Origin of the sequence: Amphritea pacifica (assembly GCF_016924145.1) — a bacterium.
Classification (GTDB): domain Bacteria; phylum Pseudomonadota; class Gammaproteobacteria; order Pseudomonadales; family Balneatricaceae; genus Amphritea; species Amphritea pacifica.
Genome location: NZ_JAFFZO010000054.1, coordinates 1 through 17,461 on the forward strand (window position 1 = coordinate 1; position 17,461 = coordinate 17,461).

General features: G+C 44.2%; 13 protein-coding genes, 1 tRNA gene and 1 pseudogene. 12 read left to right on the forward strand and 3 right to left on the reverse strand.

Annotated features, from left to right (window positions below; genetic code table 11):
• Positions 1 to 433: 433 nt before the first annotated feature.
• Positions 434 to 3,079: a bifunctional diguanylate cyclase/phosphodiesterase gene (locus JW499_RS20785; protein WP_205212389.1), complete on the forward strand. Its 2,646-nt coding sequence runs from the start codon at positions 434 to 436 to the stop codon at positions 3,077 to 3,079.
• Positions 3,080 to 3,170: 91 nt separating this feature from the next.
• Here JW499_RS20785 and ald read toward each other — a convergent pair whose 3' ends face one another.
• Positions 3,171 to 4,289: an alanine dehydrogenase gene (gene ald / locus JW499_RS20790; protein ID WP_205212390.1), complete on the reverse strand. Its 1,119-nt coding sequence runs from the start codon at positions 4,287 to 4,289 to the stop codon at positions 3,171 to 3,173.
• A 438-nt stretch (positions 4,290 to 4,727) separates the two neighbouring features.
• On the opposite strand from ald, the gene JW499_RS20795 reads away from it, so the two are divergent.
• From JW499_RS20795 to JW499_RS20840, 10 genes are all read left to right on the forward strand, one after another.
• Positions 4,728 to 5,738 carry a response regulator gene (locus JW499_RS20795; protein ID WP_232846568.1) on the forward strand — a complete coding sequence of 337 codons (1,011 nt, stop codon included), beginning with the start codon at positions 4,728 to 4,730 and terminating at the stop codon, positions 5,736 to 5,738.
• Positions 5,735 to 6,703 (forward strand): sensor domain-containing diguanylate cyclase, encoded by a 969-nt coding sequence (locus tag JW499_RS20800; protein ID WP_205212391.1) that lies wholly within the window; start codon positions 5,735 to 5,737, stop codon positions 6,701 to 6,703. The genes JW499_RS20795 and JW499_RS20800 overlap by 4 nt, the downstream gene beginning before the upstream one ends.
• Positions 6,704 to 6,886: 183 nt before the next feature.
• A tRNA-Val gene (locus JW499_RS20805) sits at positions 6,887 to 6,963 on the forward strand.
• Between the two features lie 487 nt (positions 6,964 to 7,450).
• Positions 7,451 to 9,574 (forward strand): DEAD/DEAH box helicase family protein, encoded by a 2,124-nt coding sequence (locus JW499_RS20810; protein ID WP_205212392.1) that lies wholly within the window; start codon positions 7,451 to 7,453, stop codon positions 9,572 to 9,574.
• Positions 9,564 to 9,764, forward strand: coding sequence for a DNA modification system-associated small protein (locus JW499_RS20815; RefSeq protein ID WP_205212393.1), 201 nt, complete (start codon positions 9,564 to 9,566; stop codon positions 9,762 to 9,764). The genes JW499_RS20810 and JW499_RS20815 overlap by 11 nt, the downstream gene beginning before the upstream one ends.
• Positions 9,761 to 11,752 carry a hypothetical protein gene (locus JW499_RS20820; RefSeq protein ID WP_205212394.1) on the forward strand — a complete coding sequence of 664 codons (1,992 nt, stop codon included), beginning with the start codon at positions 9,761 to 9,763 and terminating at the stop codon, positions 11,750 to 11,752. The genes JW499_RS20815 and JW499_RS20820 overlap by 4 nt, the downstream gene beginning before the upstream one ends.
• Entirely contained in the window at positions 11,745 to 12,125 is a 381-nt protein-coding gene (locus JW499_RS20825) for a hypothetical protein (RefSeq protein ID WP_205212395.1), read from the forward strand. The genes JW499_RS20820 and JW499_RS20825 overlap by 8 nt, the downstream gene beginning before the upstream one ends.
• Before the next feature lie 8 nt (positions 12,126 to 12,133).
• Entirely contained in the window at positions 12,134 to 14,929 is a 2,796-nt protein-coding gene (locus JW499_RS20830) for a sigma factor-like helix-turn-helix DNA-binding protein (protein ID WP_205212396.1), read from the forward strand.
• A 41-nt stretch (positions 14,930 to 14,970) separates the two neighbouring features.
• Positions 14,971 to 15,192 (forward strand): hypothetical protein, encoded by a 222-nt coding sequence (locus JW499_RS20835; protein WP_205212397.1) that lies wholly within the window; start codon positions 14,971 to 14,973, stop codon positions 15,190 to 15,192.
• Positions 15,192 to 15,809 carry a DGQHR domain-containing protein gene (locus tag JW499_RS20840; protein ID WP_332874445.1) on the forward strand — a complete coding sequence of 206 codons (618 nt, stop codon included), beginning with the start codon at positions 15,192 to 15,194 and terminating at the stop codon, positions 15,807 to 15,809. Before JW499_RS20835 ends, JW499_RS20840 begins: the two co-directional genes overlap by 1 nt.
• Here the strand turns inward: JW499_RS20840 and JW499_RS20845 are convergent.
• Positions 15,719 to 16,030: pseudogene (locus JW499_RS20845) on the reverse strand (integrase core domain-containing protein); the annotation flags it as partial. The gene JW499_RS20840 and the pseudogene JW499_RS20845 overlap by 91 nt on opposite strands.
• The gene (locus JW499_RS20850) at positions 15,970 to 16,152 is read right to left on the reverse strand and encodes a transposase (RefSeq protein ID WP_205212398.1); all 183 of its coding nucleotides are present in this window, start codon (positions 16,150 to 16,152) and stop codon (positions 15,970 to 15,972) included. The pseudogene JW499_RS20845 and the gene JW499_RS20850, both read right to left, overlap by 61 nt.
• A 318-nt stretch (positions 16,153 to 16,470) precedes the next feature.
• Between JW499_RS20850 and JW499_RS20855 the strand changes: the two genes are divergently transcribed.
• Positions 16,471 to 17,133, forward strand: coding sequence for a hypothetical protein (locus JW499_RS20855; protein ID WP_205212399.1), 663 nt, complete (start codon positions 16,471 to 16,473; stop codon positions 17,131 to 17,133).
• Positions 17,134 to 17,461 lie beyond the last annotated feature (328 nt).

Genomic DNA, 17,461 nt, shown 5'->3' on the forward strand with positions numbered 1-17,461 from the left:
ACATTGCCCATCATAACAGCAATCCGAAGCCATTTATTTGGACTAAAAGTGCCCGAGACATTCTGGAAAAAGTTATTCGTGCCAACAGTCGCTTAAGCTCTAAACAGAATGCAACACTACACTAGCAGTGCCGGATGGGTGTCCTTTGATTCAGGGCTTCAGGGGGGGGCGGGGTTTAGCAATGGGGGCTGGTCGATAGATATGCGGGGGAGGTCAGATTTGATCTCTGCTATTTATATACAATAATACAGTTGTTTGAAATTAATCGTCTGCTCAATCTGGGTAGTCGGCGCTTATATATGGCAGGTAAATAGCGTTATAGACGTGTACATTTAGACCCTGTTCACAAGGGATTGTAATGTATGCATCGTTGTCTTAATTTTGAAGCCATTGATATTTTGTTTATCCCTGATCTTTCTACCGGAGCCCTTTTATGAAAGCCAGAGCGGTTCTTTTTGCTCTGACCATCCTCTGTTGTCTTGTCGCGGCTACCGGGGTGATCGCTAATTATCTTAACCTGGTTAGCTATAGTGAGCGAGATGCTCAACGCAACGGCGAAAATACCGTTGATCTGCTGCAGCATGAACTGGATGCCGTTTTTGATGGTTATTACCGGCAGGTAGCATTTCAGGCGGTGTTGCCGGAGATCCAGAGCTATCTGCTTGGCGAACACTCAGACGTTACTCCTCTGCTGAATCACGTATGTACGCAGTCTGGTGCTTCGCTCTGCTATATTCTTGATAAGCAAGGCTTCTTTGTTGCCGCCAATGATTTTCAATTTAAAGCTCAGACGCTCAATCAGAACTTTGCCTTTCGTCCCTATTTTAAGGAGGCGGTGGCCTCTGGCGCTTCTGTTTATCCGGCGCTGGGCACCAGTACCCATGAGCGGGGATTCTACTTTTCTCACCGGGTGCTGGATACTGATGGGCAATTTCTAGGGGTCGTGGTTAATAAATATCCGCTACAACCTTTAGAGCGGATATCCTGGCAGCATGCGGGTCATGTTGTGTTGCTGGACCGCAATGGAATAATCTTTGCTTCCAACAGACCAGATTGGGTTTTCAGTAGTCTGTTACCACTGGATCCGATGCAGCAGGCTGCCATTCAACAAACAGGTCAGTATGGCACACTGCCAGAAACCCCGGTTGAGTTTAAATGGTTGTCCGATGGCGTCATTCAGGTTGCCTCCGACGAGCATTTCCGGGCCTACCAGGCCAGTGTTAAATACCTGCCGGGGTGGTCGTTAACCTATCTCGACAGTACCGAGCTTTCCCCGCTTAGCAGTCGCCGTTCATTATGGTTGTGGCTGATGACCGGCTTTAGTCTGGTGGTGATTGGCATGGTGAGTTTTCTGTATCGCCAGGGGAGCAGACAAATTTTGCTTCGGCAGCAGGCTGAAGCGGGCTTAAAGCGCAGCGAAACACGACTGCAGCAATTATCACAGGTGTCTACTGAAGCGATTATCATGCACCGGGGAGGGCAGATTCTGGACTGTAATCCCGTGGCTGAGGAGATGTTTGGTTATAAGCGTCGGGAGCTGATAAATCTACCGTTGCTGCAGTTGTTCAAAACGCAGCATCAGCAGGATGTCGAGCAATACTATAACCATGATGAGCCCGGCTTCGAGGCGGAAGCGATACGGGCCGATGGGGTGTTGTTCCCGGTCGAGGTCAGCTATCAGTTTACTCAGATTGACGGTGAATCCGTGGGGATGAGTTGCCTCAGAGATATATCGGAACGAAAAGAGTATGAGCATCGGGTGCAGTATCAGGCTCAGTTCGATGCCCTGACTAATCTGCCTAATCGTAAGCTGATGCGGGCCCGATTAAACCGGTCGATTATCAATGCGCAGTCAAAAGGCAATCTGGTTATCCTGATGTTTATCGACCTGGATGACTTCAAAAAAATCAATGACACTCTGGGTCATGAGGTCGGGGATGAACTGTTGGTGATGGTCGCCCGGCGGTTGCAGGATGCTGTGAGAGAGGACGATACCCTGGCGCGTTATGGCGGTGATGAGTTCATTTTGTTACTGGAAAATCAGGATAACCTCTATAACGCCGAAATTGTGGCGCAGAAAATTCTGAAGATGCTGGCGATGGCGTTCCAGATACAGCAGCGCAGCTTTTACATCAGTGGCAGTATCGGCATTGCGGTCTCTCCCGGGGATGGTGTGGATCCGGATGAGTTGCTGAAAAAAGCGGATACGGCCATGTATCGGGTTAAAGAACAGGGACGTAATGGTTTCAGCTTTTATTCTCCGGAGATGAATGATTACGTCTTAGGTCGTCTGGAGGTGGAGCAGCAACTCAGGGGCGCTCTGGAGCACAATGAGTTCTGTATGCACTATCAGCCGATCTACTGTCTCAACCGGAAAAAGGTGATCGGTGCTGAAGCGCTGATTCGCTGGAATAACCCCTCGCTGGGGCTGGTCTCGCCGGAACAGTTTATACCGGTGGCGGAGCAGACCGGACTAATACTGCCGATCGGCGAATGGATTATACGAGAGGTCTGTGAGCAGGGCGTTCGCTGGCGTCATAGTTTGGATGAGGATTATCGAATCGCTTTGAATGTCTCTCCCCGACAATTCCGTGATGGGCAGATTGTGCCGGTACTCTTGCGGATATTTGAAGAAACCGGCTTTGACCCCACCTGTTTAGAGATTGAGATCACCGAAGGTTTGTTGGTGAGAAACGATGACTCTACTGCTCAGACATTATCACAGCTGAAGTCGCTGGGGATCTCGTTATCGATGGACGATTTTGGTACGGGCTATTCATCGTTAAGTTATCTGAAACAGTTCCCCTTCGATGTGATTAAGATCGACCGCACCTTTGTGCGTGATCTGGCCGATGACCCGGGCGATCAGCAGTTAGTAACGGCAGCATTGGCGATGGCTAAAGGGATGGGCCTGAAAGTGATTGCCGAAGGTGTTGAGAATCAGTTTCAGATGGATTTTCTGGCCAGTGCCGGGTGCGATGCTCTGCAAGGGTACTATCTGGGGCGGCCGGTAACAGCGGAAGAGTTTCAGGAAAAGATCATCCCACCGGCAGAGTTCAGAAAAATGCTTGAGGTATAAACCAACACTATCGAGATAGTGTTGGTTTGCTGGCCAGAGAGCAGGCTCTGTGAAGATCGGTGCGATTGTCAGTAGTTGTTTTGAAGCGTTATTACTGCGCTATCACTGTTTCAGGTGCCAGGTAGTCATAACCTAAGTCTGATGCCACTGCCTGGCAGGTGATGTTGCCCCGGTGGACATTCAAACCATTGCGCAGGTGTGGATCATCCAGCAGCGCCTGTTTATAGCCTTTATCAGCGAGGGCAACAGCAAACGGCAGGGTGGCATTGGTCAGCGCAAAGGTCGAGGTGCGTGCCACGCCTCCGGGCATATTGGCAACACAGTAATGGATAATACCTTCCACCTCATAGGTAGGGGCCTGGTGGGTGGTTGCATGGGACGTTTCAAAGCAGCCCCCCTGATCGATAGCCACATCCACCAGCACCGAGCCATTTTTCATCTGCTTCAGCATCTCCCGGGTGACCAGTTTCGGGGCTGCGGCACCTGGAATCAGCACTGCGCCGATCACCAGATCCGCTGCGATCACCTCATGCTCAACAGATTCAACACTGGAGTAGAGCGTCTTCAACCGTGGTCCATACTGTTCATCCAGTAGTTTCAGGCGGGGGAGTGACCGGTCCAGTATGGTGACATCTGCCCCCAGGCCCATTGCCATACGGGCGGCATTGATACCGACAACACCGCCGCCAATCACGGTGACTTTCGCCGGTGCTACACCGGGAACACCGCCGAGCAGAACCCCCATGCCTCCCTGAGCCTTTTCCAGTGCGTGGGCACCCGCCTGAATTGCCATCCGGCCCGCTACTTCACTCATCGGTGCCAGCAGCGGTAATCCACCCTGCGCGTCGGTAACTGTTTCATAGGCGATAGCAATACAGTCAGATTCAACCAGTAAACGGGTCTGCTCAGGATCCGGCGCGAGGTGAAGGTAGGTAAACAGCAGTTGTCCCGGACGCAGCATTCTGCACTCGTCAGGCTGAGGCTCTTTTACCTTAATAATCATCTCGGCGCGGTCGAAGATCTCCTCAGGCGTGTCGATCAGTAAAGCTCCGGCCGCTTCATATTGTTCGTTCTGCAGACCAATCGCCGTGCCTCCGTCACGTTGCACCATCACTGTATGGCCATGGCTCACCAGTTCACGCACACCGGCGGGCGTCATACCGATGCGGAACTCATTGTTCTTTATCTCTTTAGGGATACCGATCAGCATATTCAGTTCTCCTGCAGGTGAAATAACAAAATAATCATTCACTGACTTAAAGTTAGCACCGGTTATGGAGATTTTTCCGCCAAAAAACGGCAGAATTCAGAGTTTTCGCTGAAATATAGATCAAATATCAGAAAGATTAACAGTGAGTTTTTAGAAATTAATGCTACTGGTCAGGAGCTGTGTGGTTACCGCTATCGGTGTTGGTACACCCAGAGCGGAACAATAACCGGCCGGATTAATCTATTGCTATCAGGGCAAACGGTAAGCAGAGAATCCCTGAGGCCCGTGTCAGTGATATACCGGGACGGCCTGATAATGAGTCGCTAACTATTTAAAAAATAAAATTAAAATACCTATTTAAATAGTAGTCATAATTGTGTTCCAGTTGAATATTCACTAGTCTCTACTACTATTCCCTGTTATTTCACAGGGTGAGGCATGCAGAAGAAAGAAATGGAGAAGGTAAGCGTCTTGAGTGATCCCGTCCCTATTGTCATATGCGATGACTCCCGTTTGGCGCGTAAGCAGATGGCTGCTGCTTTACATGGCTGGAATGCGGAAATTACTTTTGCCGAGCTTGGCCAGCAAGCGCTGGATGCTGTTCGGGCTCAAAAAGGCGATATTCTGTTTCTGGATCTGAATATGCCGATCATGGATGGTTATCAGGTACTGGAACAGATCCGCAAAGAGGATCTGCCAACCCTGGTGATTGTGGTGTCTGGCGATGTCCAGCCTGAGGCCAGAAAACGGGTGTTAGAGCTTGGTGCGCTGGAGTTTATTAAAAAGCCCTGTTCACCCGAGATCATTGCGGAGGTTCTCAACCGCTATGGGTTACTCACCGAGCTGGAACATCCTGATAATCAACTGCCCGGTGAAGAAGTCATTGAACTGCCGGATTACTATCAGGAGATTTCCAATATAGCGATGGGGCAGGCCGGGGCCATGCTCGCCAGCTTGCTGAATACGTTTGTCGATCTTCCGATTCCAAAGGTAACGCTGGTCTCTCCGGACGCCATTGACGCGTTGTTGCTCTCAGCTTCCAGTCAGGGCTTTAACCTTGTCAGTCAGGGGTTTGTGGGACCTGAGCTCGCAGGGGAAGCGTTACTGGTGATAAAGCGTAGTAATCTGGATAACATTACCTGGCTGAAGGACCTTCAGGGGGATGTGAACCGGCGCGAGGCTGAATTAGAGATGTTTCTTTCTAATGTCCTGATCGGAGCCTTTTCCTCCAGTTTTTCCAAGCAGCTGGATATCTCTTTAAGCAGAGCGACACCGATAATATTACGTAATTTTACAGGGATGACCGAGCAGAACGCCCAGTGGCAGAAGACGCTGATGATCTCTATCGATTATCAGTTGAATACTCAGGGTTTCCATTGTGAGCTGCTGGTGATTTTTACCGCAGACTCTCTGCCTAAATTAAAGGAAATGACGGGATATTTTTCATGACAGGAGAGATACTTCAGGAAATCGAAGACCTGCACTGGAATCTGGGGTTATTACAGAACCTGGAAGTGGGGCTGGTTGTGGTTGACCGCGATAGTTATATCTGTATGTGGAATGGCTTTATGGAAAACCATTCCGGCATTTCCGCCAGCAAAGCGGTTAATCAGAACCTGTTCTCTCTTTATCCCGAATTGCCTGCGCTCTGGCTCAAGAAGAAGATTGAGGCGGTTCTGTTGCTTAACAATACTGCCTATATCTCCTGGGAGCAGAGGCCATATCTGTTTCCGTTTAAGAGTAACAGGCCGATTACGGGGAGTGCGTTTTATATGTATCAGAATGTCACTCTGCTGCCTTTAAGTTCGCCGTCCGGACAGGTTGACCATATCGGCATTCTGATCTACGACGTCACCGATAATGCGATAAACCAGCAGAAACTGGAGGACGCGAATCAGCAGCTGCAATCGCTGAGTCGGACGGATGGTCTGACGGGGTTGTATAATCGCGCCTACTGGCAGGAATGTCTGGAAAAAGAGTTTGATCGCTTTGCACGACTGCAGGAAACAAGCTCCGTTATCATGTTCGACATCGATCACTTTAAAAAAGTGAATGATACCTATGGTCATCAGGCCGGTGATCTGGTGATTCAGACAATTGCGCAGACACTGCAGCAATATGTGCGTAAAACGGATATCACTGGCCGTTATGGTGGCGAAGAGTACGGTGCTATTCTTGTCGGTACCAGCGGAGCAAATGCGCTGGTGTTTGCTGAACGGTTACGTGCTGCCATAGAAGCCACTGTGATGCCCTATGGCGAGCATAAACTAGCGGTCACCATCAGCCTTGGTGTTTCAGAAATATCATTTACGCAGGCCAGTGCTCTGGAATGGCTGGAACAGGCCGATCAGGCGCTTTATAAATCAAAGCAGAATGGTCGAAACCGGGTCACCCTCTTCGATAATGAGGGCTGATAAGGCGCCAATAGCATCTCTTTCGTCAACATTTATGCCGCTATTAGTGGCGGATGATGGGCCGGCAGTTTGAAGGGATCGGCATTTTACCCAACAGATATGAAATAAAGGTTATAGCGCTGAAAAAATTATTCAATAAACTATTGAATAGATTGGATGCAACCGTATAATACCCATCACTTCAGGACTATAGCTCAGTTGGTTAGAGCGCTACCTTGACATGGTAGAGGTCGGCGGTTCGAATCCGCCTAGTCCTACCAGATTTATACTGATAATTCAGTTGCTTAGAAGCCGAATCATTTGATTCGGCTTTTTCGTTTCTGGGCGTATGTCCACATGGTTCCCGGAATTTTTTCCAAAGGGAATATTCTGGTCTCTAATCTAAGGGGATTGCAAATCGTTAAGGTTTTGATTCGCTTCTCTACAGCAGGAATACCCTGCCTTCGCGTTAAGAAGCTCTAAGTGAACACTATTATCATGAAAGAAAGATTTTGAATTCCTTATAGACTAAAAAAACTGTGATGTAGTACAGTCGTAATCTATTGATTTTTATAAACAGGATTATACAAAAGTGATCCGTGCCAAAGGTACCCTTACTACATTGTAGCGATTCATTGTGTGAGGGTAATACTCATTAGATAATGGGAGGTGCATCTGGTGGGCGAAATTTGAAAAAAGGCGGTCTATTACCTCTGGCATATTGATTCTTGATCTAAGCCAGCAGTAATACTTTATGAAGGGAACTCCATGTTACGCGATTTAAAACTGGCTGAAGAATACTTCACTGGCGAGGTTGACCTTGTTGAAGCATTTTATCGCCCCTGCCTTAAATCTTCGGTACGTTATGATCGTTCAGTAGGTTTCTTTCGCTCTTCTGTCTTTGTATTAATTGGCCCTGACATAATAGAGTTTGCCCAACGTGGTGGGAAAATTAGACTTGTTAGCTCCCCTTGCCTAACTGACGAAGATATTGATGCTATAGCCGCAGGTTACAAGCAAAAAGCCGAAATAGCATCAGATGCACTTAATCGCGATATCGACTTAATTTTCAACAACCAAGATATCAAAAATAATACCGAAGCACTGGCGACATTAATCGCACTAGGAGCGCTCGAGGTCAAAATTGTTTTTTTGCCTGAAGCAACGGGTGAATATCATGTGAAGCTCGGAACTTTCTATGATGATACGAATAATGCGGTCAGCTTTAAAGGTTCAATTAATGAGACTTGGACAGGCTGGCATGAGAGAGGTAATCACGAAACTCTCGATGTTTTTTGTAGCTGGAAAGAAAACCAACGTGTAAGTAACAATCAGCGCCATTTTGAACAATTATGGAATGGTCAGAATAAATACCTCGAAGTGATCAACTTTCCAGATGTAGCAATGCAACGCCTCAAGTCCATCGCGAAGGATAGCTACCAGGAACTGGAGCTAAATGAGTTAGTTGACTATTTCCGGATTGGAAAGCAAACGATAGACAAAGAGAGTAACGATGCTACTAGCAGCAAACCTAAAAGAGCCCCGTTACCCCATCAAATAAAAGCAATTGAGGCTTGGAAAAAGCAAGGTAAACGTGGAGTCTTTGAGCACGCAACAGGTAGCGGTAAGACTTTCACTGCTTTAACTGCCTTGAAAGAGCACTTGGGCAAGGACGGGGTCGCTCTAGTCCTGGTGCCAGACCGCCTTCTTCATCAACAATGGACTTTAGAGATCCAGGAGGAAATTCCCACTGCGACAATCCTTAAAGCAGGTGATGGATACAATTCCTGGCGCAAACCCAAACGTCTAAACATGTTTACTCAACCAGGCCAAGGGTTAGGCATCAGAGTTGTGTTAGCAACCATGCCAACGGCAAGGCTTGACGAATTCTCTCATGGAATATGCGGTGGAGAACACCTAATGGTAGTTGCTGATGAAGTCCATGAAATAGGGAGTAAAGAGAATTCTAAGATTCTAACGATTGAGGCAGGACCCAGATTAGGTTTGAGTGCCACACCTAGGCGCTATGGCGATCCGATAGGGACTCAGCATATTTTTGAGTTCTTTGGTGACATTGTAGAACCACCATTTACTCTTGTTGATGCAATTGAAAGTGGCCGCTTGGTTGAATATGAATATCATCCTGAACCTTTGCACTTAACTGCTGAAGAGTCAGACGATTACGAAGAAGCAACAAAAGAAATTAAGAGAGAATTTGCTCGTTCCAAACGTGATGATAACGGCAAACCTGTTCCATCACAGCGCTTGCAGAACATGTTGATACAACGCGCACGTATCGCAAAGAAGGCCAGCGCAAAAGTACCTTATGCGGTAAAGGTCATTGAACAGAATTACACCGAAGGTGAAAGCTGGCTGATTTATTGTGAGGATCAGGATCAACTTGCAGAGGTAATGGAAGCATTAAAAACAAAAGGCTTGTCTCCTTGCGAATATCACACAAGCATGAAAGGTGATCCCGCTGCCTCATTAGATTGGTTCAAAAAATTTGGCGGAATCATGGTATCAATACGCTGTTTGGACCAGGGTGTTGATATTCCCAAGATATCACATGCCATTATCTTGGCATCTTCACAAAACCCTCGTCAATTTATCCAACGGCGAGGCCGTGTATTACGTGCCTGTAAAGGGAAATACGGCGCTGTTATTTATGATGCTGTCGTTGTGCCGTTAGACCTTGAATTAGAACCTGGACAATTGTCTTTGATGAAGAGCGAGCTTCAGCGTTCGATTCAGTTTTCAGATACAGCAATAAACCGATCTGGTGCTAACAAACTAATTAGAGTTGCCATTGACTTAGGTATTGACCCACAAGAAGTGGGTTTAGTTGATACTGATGGTATCGAAGAAGTAGGGGATGAGAATGGACAGTAAAGCGGACCCTCTAACCGTTTTATTAGCGGTTAAAGCAGAACAAAACTTGGAAATAGAAAAGGAACTGATCGAGCAGTGCTACCAGCTACAAAGCGAACATCAGTACGACAAAGACCGTGATACCTTGAGAAAAATGAGAGCACTGGTCGAGGAAAAAGTCAAAATAAGAACAGGTGAGTCACTACTATGAAATTGAAAGAGCTCACCATCAATAACTTTATGCCTTATAAAGGTGAACAGAAAGTAATTTTCCCCCAGCATGAAACACAAAATGTCATGCTGCTTTTTGGCGATAATATGCGTGGAAAAACTAGTTTCCTGAATGCTCTACGCTGGGGATTTTATGGTAATGCTGTTGGTCGGCACCTACGAGAAATTCCACGGCTAAACTTAGTCAATATGGATGCTGCAGCTATGGGTGACTGGGAAATGTCAGTCGTGCTTAGGTTTGCAGATGGAGAAAACGAATACGAACTACGTCGCCAAATTACCAAAAAGGCCCATGTATCATCCCCCAAAAACAACGCTGATTTTGAAGAACAGATTGGGCTAAGGGTAAACGGCAATGCTGTACCTGGCGATGTTGTGGTCAACGAAATCAATCAAGTCATTCCAGAAGAAATTTCTCGCTTCTTCCTTTTTGATGGCGAGCTACTCCAGGAATATGAAAATCTTCTAATAGAAGGCAGTGAGCAAGGCGAAAAAATCAAAGAACACATTGAACAGGCTCTCGGAGTACCGGCCTTAGTTCATGGTCGAGATGAATTGGCAACCTTGCTCAAAGAGGCCAGAAGCTTACAGGCCAAAGATGCTAAAAAGAATAAAGAGCTAAGCAGCTTTGCAGAGCAGCAACGACAGTTAGAAATTCAGCGAACAGCTTTTGAAAAAGATCTAGCTGACCAGTTAGCACAGAAAAATGATGTGCAAAATGACATTGATATCATTGATGACGAACTTAAAGAAACCGAAGTAGTACAAAGAAAACAGCGCGAACTAGATGGCTTAAAAGGTGAAAGAAAAGTAAGCGAGAAAAATCTGGTTGATCTAGCTGATGAAAGGCGAGGGTTGTTAAAAAATGCCTGGAAGGATGTGTTACATAGTAGTGTAACTCCAACCTTACAAAGGCTCCGAGATGAAAGGTCTAGTTTACAAGATGCTATAAAACATAGCGCTGTACTAGAAGATAAAATCAAGAATCTATCGAGAATACTTGATGATCCAACCTGTACTACATGTAAACAAGTAATCCCTACAGCTCAACTGGAACCTATTCGTTCTGAATACGATATGGCCAAAGCCCAGGCCGAGCTAACAATTGTAAATATCGATGACCTATCAGCGTTATCTGAAAAAATTGATAAGTTAGGTCAAATAAGTTCGGCCGATGAAGGAAGGCGGATTCTTGACATCATTAATAAAGAAACCAGGCAGAATGTTGAACTGATTCGGATAGATAGCAAACTAGAAGAAATCTACGAAGAAATTCGAGAGTACGATACCGATCATATTATGCGCCAGCGTGAAAAACGTGATCGTTTGACTGGCATGATGTCACGCTTAAATCAGGACATCGAGCAGATAAAACAAAAGATCGAAAAGAATGAAGCTGATCAAGACCATATCGCTACTCTAATATCCCGTAACAAAGGAGCTCAAGGCCAGGAAAGTTCTATTCGAGTCAATATTTATCAAGAGCTTGAGCACGTTTTTTCCAAAGGCATTGATCAATTACGTGATTCTCTGCGTGAAACTGTACAGCAGTATGCTTCCAAAGCGTTTGCTGAGCTCACTACAGAAAAAACCTATTCAGGCTTAGAGATTAATCATAACTACGGGCTATCCATTATTGATCATGAAAGCCGCGTACTGAAAGAGCGAAGTGCTGGTGCAGAGCAAGTAGTAGCCCTTTCTTTGATTGATGGTCTAAACCGGACAGCAAGAAAGTCAGGCCCCATTGTTATGGACACACCCCTTGGACGTCTCGATCCTAAACACCGTAGCAATGTATTAGGTTACCTGCCCAAAATGGCGGACCAAGTTGTTCTCCTAGTACATGAAGGTGAAATAGACCCCAAAAAGGATATGAGTAACTTCGCGGATCGTATTGGTGCTCGTTATCAAATAGATCGGATCTCTGCTACGGAATCAAGAATCGTTAAGGTACAAGATCATGACTGAACCTGGAAGAATTGGTTTAACTGCTGAAACAAGTGCTCAAATGGATGAGCTGTTACTAGACCTGAATCCTCAAAAAGGAGAGGAAGGAATCAGCTTAATAAAGTTTGACTTGTACCGTTTAGCCGTTGCGGTGGGTATAAAAAAAGGAATTAATCCACCTGCCTTACCCGAGAAAAGTAATGCCAGTTTCCGTGTCAATGAACTAGACGAAGGCGGCGTGCTGTATGCTGCAGTCGAAGCTGCAGGAATTGTTGAGATGGGCGCACCAATATACGAATACATTGAACGTTTGGCTGAATATGGTGTACGTGAATTTTATGACTCAAACTTAAGAACTGGCCAATTTCCTTTCGACGAAATTTTTAATAAGTAACAATAAAAATGTCTGCCATAAAAATATATTTCTGCCAATTTCATGATGATGAACCTACTACGGTAACCGTTCATCGTGATCTAAGGACCTTACAAGATGAGTGGCAACAGTGCGATAACAACGCTGTTGGTTTGATTCATATTGGATTTATCCGACCCAAGGTCTTAAAAATTCCTCAAATCATGAATTACAAAGGCCAGGTATTGTGCTCCGCAGCTGCAAAGTGGGCGCTACCAATGGAATATATAAGCTCACAAAGCGTAGTTTTTGAACTAGAGCTTAGTGGTAATAAAGCACCTATCCACTCGATATTAAAAGGTTTAGGTTACGAAGCTGATGAGCCTGACGGCATGGCAGCCATAGCAGAAATTACTGAGGACTCTTCTGATAGCGAACTCACAATCGCAAATGCAGCTCTAGAAGTATTAAAAGAATCCTCAAAGCCACTGAGTAAAGAGGAGATATACGCTCACATTGTAGAAAAAGGCTTGTACAGGTTTGGCGCCAAAAAACCTGTCAGTGTATTAGCTATAGAACTCAATCGATACAGTTTAGATACTGACTATAGCAATCCAGCTCCTGAAGCCTTATTCGGGAAAGCTCATGATGGAAAGTTTTACTGTTTAGAGAATGCTCCTCAAGAACTACAGGATTGGTTGACCGATCTAGAAAACAAATTACCCGAACTTCTTACAGAAGTATTACCTCTGGGGATTTACAGTGAAAAAAGTTATCTGAAAAATGCCCACAATTTAGCCCGTCCAACAAGGGACAAGCTAGATATGTTCCGGTACAAGGTGTTTCTCAATCACATAGATGCTATGGATCCAGAGAGGCTAATCGCAATTCTCCCTGAAAGCTTGCGCTGTGTGAATCTATCCTATTTGGGATTGACCGTGCGTATGAGTAATGTTTTTAAACGCCAATCTATTAATTGTCTTGCAGACCTTGATGGCATTAGCTTAGCAACCATGATGACTTGGGAGCATTTCGGTCGTAAATCAGCAACAGACCTATGCAAAATCATTTCTTCAAATATAGATACTCTTATGGACACGGTGTCCGTAGTAAATATCGAGATAGGAGAGATTGCAGGTCAGGAAGAAGACAACGTCGATCAGGAGAACGAAGATTATCTCATCGAAAGAATTTCATCGCGACCGCTGAAGTCTTACTTTGAAAGCGCGCTTTCTAAGTTAAAAGAAAGGGACAGAGAGATAATAGAGTACCGAACAGGCTATCACGGTAAAGCAATGACGTTGCAAGAGGTAGGTGAGAAGCTCAACGTTACACGAGAACGTATTCGTCAACTGCAGAAGAAGTATGTAGAGCAGATTATAGAGCGTGAGTTTTGGGATGATTGTATTGCAATAAAAATAGGTCAGCTGCTAATTAACCGTAAGGCGCCTCTATACCTGGAAATGTTAGAAAGCGAGGACGTTTGGTTTACAGGTTTTATGGGTAACTATAAAAATCTAGCAGCAATTATTGAGCTTTTTTCTGACTCAGAAATACACATAATTAACGTCAATGGTGCCAATATTGTCACACGCATCAAACAAGATACGTGGGATGAATGCGTTAAATCATTTAGGAAAAGCTTACAAGATAAAGCAAATGAAAACTCATGGACACGTTCCGATATCGATATGACTTTCAAAGCTTATTTAGCCGATTGCGGTGCAGAGGAACTCTTACCCTTATTATGGGAACAGTTTACTGATTTACTGCATTTTTCTAACGAGGGTGAGAATGAAAAGCTAATTGGTTTTGGACGCTCTGCGGAAACTACTGTTGCTACATTACTCGCTCAGGCAGAGAAACCCTTACACTTCAGTGAGCTAGCAGAACGAGCATCTGAGGCTATGGGAAAAGAAGTGAGTGAACGGCTTGTACATGCAGCAGTTCAACGTCAAGGAGCTAAGCTATTTGGCCGAGGCATATATGGTCTTGCTCACTTTAATCCTATATCTGATCGTATGTGTAATAACATACGCTTAGTAGTTACAAAGATTATTTATGATGGTCCATTGATGAAACAATGGCACTGCAGCGAAATCTTCTCTCAATTAAAAAAACAGTTCCCAGGACTTCCCAAAGAGCTAGATCATTACATCCTAAATATCATCCTAGAAGATGCCGAAAAGTTAGTATATTTAAATAGAATGGTTTGGGCACGTACTGACTCCAACCAATCCAAAGATGATCGAGTAGATATGGCTGATGCTTTTACTCACATTCTAGAAGAGAGCGACGGTCCTCTAAAAGGGAATGAAATCAAAGAACGTCTAAAAGACATTCGTGGAGTAATTAGCAATCTACAAATCCAACCCACTGAAAGGATGATTCAAATTGGCCCTGACTTCTGGGGGCTAATTGACCGTGACATTGCCGGGACTGAAGAAAGTAATGGAGCGAGATTAGATGCTTTATACAACTACTTGAATGATACGCAAAAGGGCATACATGTCAGTGAAGTAGATAAATGCTTATCGGATTACCATATTGATGGCGAGGCACCTGAAGCATATGCCTTACTTAACCTAGCTCAACGTGATGATAGGTTCTATCTAGGAAAAGCAATGTTCTTAGGGCTAGCTGTGTGGGATGGTGATGTTAGAAGAGTTAATGTATCCCAAGCTGTCAGGCAAGTATACGACAGCATTTCAGAACCCATGACCATAAATCAGATTCAATATCTTATCCAAGAAATTACAGGCCTTGAACTCGAAGGATCGGTCACCAACGCGATTATAAGTCAAGGGTTTAAATATAACCCTGAAAGTAAAACTTGGTTTAAGTAGACTTATAATAGAAACACACATAAAAAACCATAGAGAAAAATATGCCATTAAGAGAAGAATTTACAGTTAAGGCAATAAAAGTTTCATACAATGATAGAGAGTTTTATTTATCTGCCATCAGTGTAAAGAAACTATTTTCTATGACTGCAGTCGTAAGGGCTGAAGAAAATAATGAAGACGGTTACCAGAGAAACCTTGCCACTGGAAGGGTTAAAAAATCTCTGAGTATCTTAACAACGGAAATATCATTCCTGGGGCGTTAATATTAAGTTCAAATGAAGAATCGCCTGTCTATGATGATGCAACTGGCGAACTAACGCTTTCTAATAAAAAATCAAGTATGCTTGTAATCGATGGGCAGCATCGACTTTACGGTGCTTATCAATCAGATATTGATGTCGAGCTACCTGTTTGTATTTTTTATGGTCTGGATAGATCCACTGAAGTCCAGTATTTCCTCGATGTTAATAGCTATCAGATCGGAGTTCCAAAAACACTTCGGTTAGAACTGGAAAAATTTACAGCTGAAGAAGATAGTGAAGAGTATTTGTTAAGGGCTCTTTACGATGAGCTGGATGAAAATCCAGCATCACCTTTGTCTGGCAAGGTAGCCCGAACTAAGAGTGTCACCGGAAAAATATCCCATGTAGCATTTCAAAATGCATTGAAACCCGTTCTAGACAAAGCTCCCTTTAAGGGATTTGATCTCAGCCAAAAGAAAAAGGTGCTGATTAATTTTCTTCGTGCGGTAGAAACTATATTACAAGAGATTTTTGACGATTGTACTGGTCAACTCAAACCGGACACCTTTCTTTGTGAATTTTCCAAGTTGATTGGAGATAAATTGCCATTCGCAGAATGCAGCCTTTCCAGATTGTAATATCTCATGTACTTAACCACATCTTGCTTCATATGCTCCCGCGTTGGCTGGTAAACCTTCAGTATCCAGTCATGCTTCAAGCTACCAAAGAAACGCTCAACGACGGCATTGTCCCAGCAGGCTCCAACGTCTCCCATCGATGAGCGGAGGTCGTAGCTTTTCAGTAAACGCCTATGTTGCTTGCTGGTATATTGTGAACCTCGGTCACTGTGGAAGACCAAGCGGTCGCAATACCCAGTGATTTAGCGGCCTCAGGCACTGAGTAACCCTGGTCAACGACCAGCGCAACAGCTTCTTGTTTGAATTCTTTCGGGTATTGCTTATAACTACGTTTCTGTCCCATTTCTACACCTCAATGTTTGACGTTTATAGTCTCTTATTAAAGTGTCCGGTGTCATTAGACCATTACAGATACTAAGAAAATTTCAAATGCTGCTTTTTTTCAATCTATTTTAGGTGCCTTTATAGATATTTGCCAAATCACCTATGCGAACTCAGGTAGCTATAAAAAAGAAAACTTTGAGGTGGTGTTATCCACCCTGGAAAAAATAAACTGGGAAGATCATAAAGGGACCAATAAAGCGGCAATCAAAGCACTCACAGAAGAAATAAAACACGCTATTACTGAGAAAAGCAAAGTTAGCGATGAGCTTTTTTAATTATGCCTGTCACTTTATTTAAGGATGTCATATCAGACAGGCTGTCGGAATTTGGATTTACTAGGGATCCTATCGAAACGCCCCCAGACCCAGGAAATGTTTTAAAAGAAAGAATTCTATCAGGCGATAAAGTTGAGATTGATATTATTAATGATGAAAGATTCATTTTAACGATATCCGAATCCCAATATTCACGGATATTGTCATCAAGTTATTGGTATTCTATGCAAAAAGTTAGAGAGCAAAGGAGGTTAATAGACACACATAATGTGCGAAGCCTGCCTCTAGCTTGGTTATTGGTAACGGCTTATTACTCAGCTTTTTATTCGGCGGTTGAGCTCTCACGACTGTTTGGCTTATACAATTTGAATCTAACACAAGATCAATCTTCAAGTGTTGTTGGTAATAGTAATAGCAGTATCGTATTGAAAAAAGGCACTTTCTCAGGGGCTATAGAGTATGAGCTAAAGGATGCGGTACGTATCATTTTTTCACGGCAAGATGTTAAACCGCATGAATTAGCCTGGAAGAATATGCGAGAGATCCTGGGTGTTAACAATCGCAACAATTTACTAGTTTCAAAAAAGCAAAAATTTGATTTGATAAATGAGCTACTCAATTCACAAAAAAGAAGGTTGAAAATGCCAAATAATGTCAGAAATTAATGGAATTATGCGATCCCTAATTCCTATGAAAATACATTCTGCAAAGAGGCTAGTTCTATATATGACTACATTGGCTCAGGTGGAGAAAAGAGTATAATTGAGTGGTTTAATATGAATAAGAGAATGAATAGTAAGCTAAATAGTATTTTTTCTATTTTCTATCTGGAAAAGATACTCTTTCAAACCATGTCTGATATGGAGCGACCCTGTAATTAATTCTGTGTAACTGCCAGGGTTAAATGTAATCCGTTAAACGGTCTTCAAATTCAATCATAAATCGGTTCAGGGCAGCCTTCCAGTTTCTGATGGGCATTGTCCATTTTTTGGA

Bases quoted from the DNA above. Each gene is read 5' to 3' on its own strand.
- JW499_RS20785 (WP_205212389.1), top strand. From the start codon at position 434: ATGAAAGCCAGAGCGGTTCTTTTTGCTCTGACCATCCTCTGTTGTCTT.
- ald (WP_205212390.1), bottom strand. From the start codon at position 4,289: ATGCTGATCGGTATCCCTAAAGAGATAAAGAACAATGAGTTCCGCATC.
- JW499_RS20795 (WP_232846568.1), top strand. From the start codon at position 4,728: ATGCAGAAGAAAGAAATGGAGAAGGTAAGCGTCTTGAGTGATCCCGTC.
- JW499_RS20800 (WP_205212391.1), top strand. From the start codon at position 5,735: ATGACAGGAGAGATACTTCAGGAAATCGAAGACCTGCACTGGAATCTG.
- JW499_RS20810 (WP_205212392.1), top strand. From the start codon at position 7,451: ATGTTACGCGATTTAAAACTGGCTGAAGAATACTTCACTGGCGAGGTT.
- JW499_RS20815 (WP_205212393.1), top strand. From the start codon at position 9,564: ATGGACAGTAAAGCGGACCCTCTAACCGTTTTATTAGCGGTTAAAGCA.
- JW499_RS20820 (WP_205212394.1), top strand. From the start codon at position 9,761: ATGAAATTGAAAGAGCTCACCATCAATAACTTTATGCCTTATAAAGGT.
- JW499_RS20825 (WP_205212395.1), top strand. From the start codon at position 11,745: ATGACTGAACCTGGAAGAATTGGTTTAACTGCTGAAACAAGTGCTCAA.
- JW499_RS20830 (WP_205212396.1), top strand. From the start codon at position 12,134: ATGTCTGCCATAAAAATATATTTCTGCCAATTTCATGATGATGAACCT.
- JW499_RS20835 (WP_205212397.1), top strand. From the start codon at position 14,971: ATGCCATTAAGAGAAGAATTTACAGTTAAGGCAATAAAAGTTTCATAC.
- JW499_RS20850 (WP_205212398.1), bottom strand. From the start codon at position 16,152: ATGGGACAGAAACGTAGTTATAAGCAATACCCGAAAGAATTCAAACAA.
- JW499_RS20855 (WP_205212399.1), top strand. From the start codon at position 16,471: ATGCCTGTCACTTTATTTAAGGATGTCATATCAGACAGGCTGTCGGAA.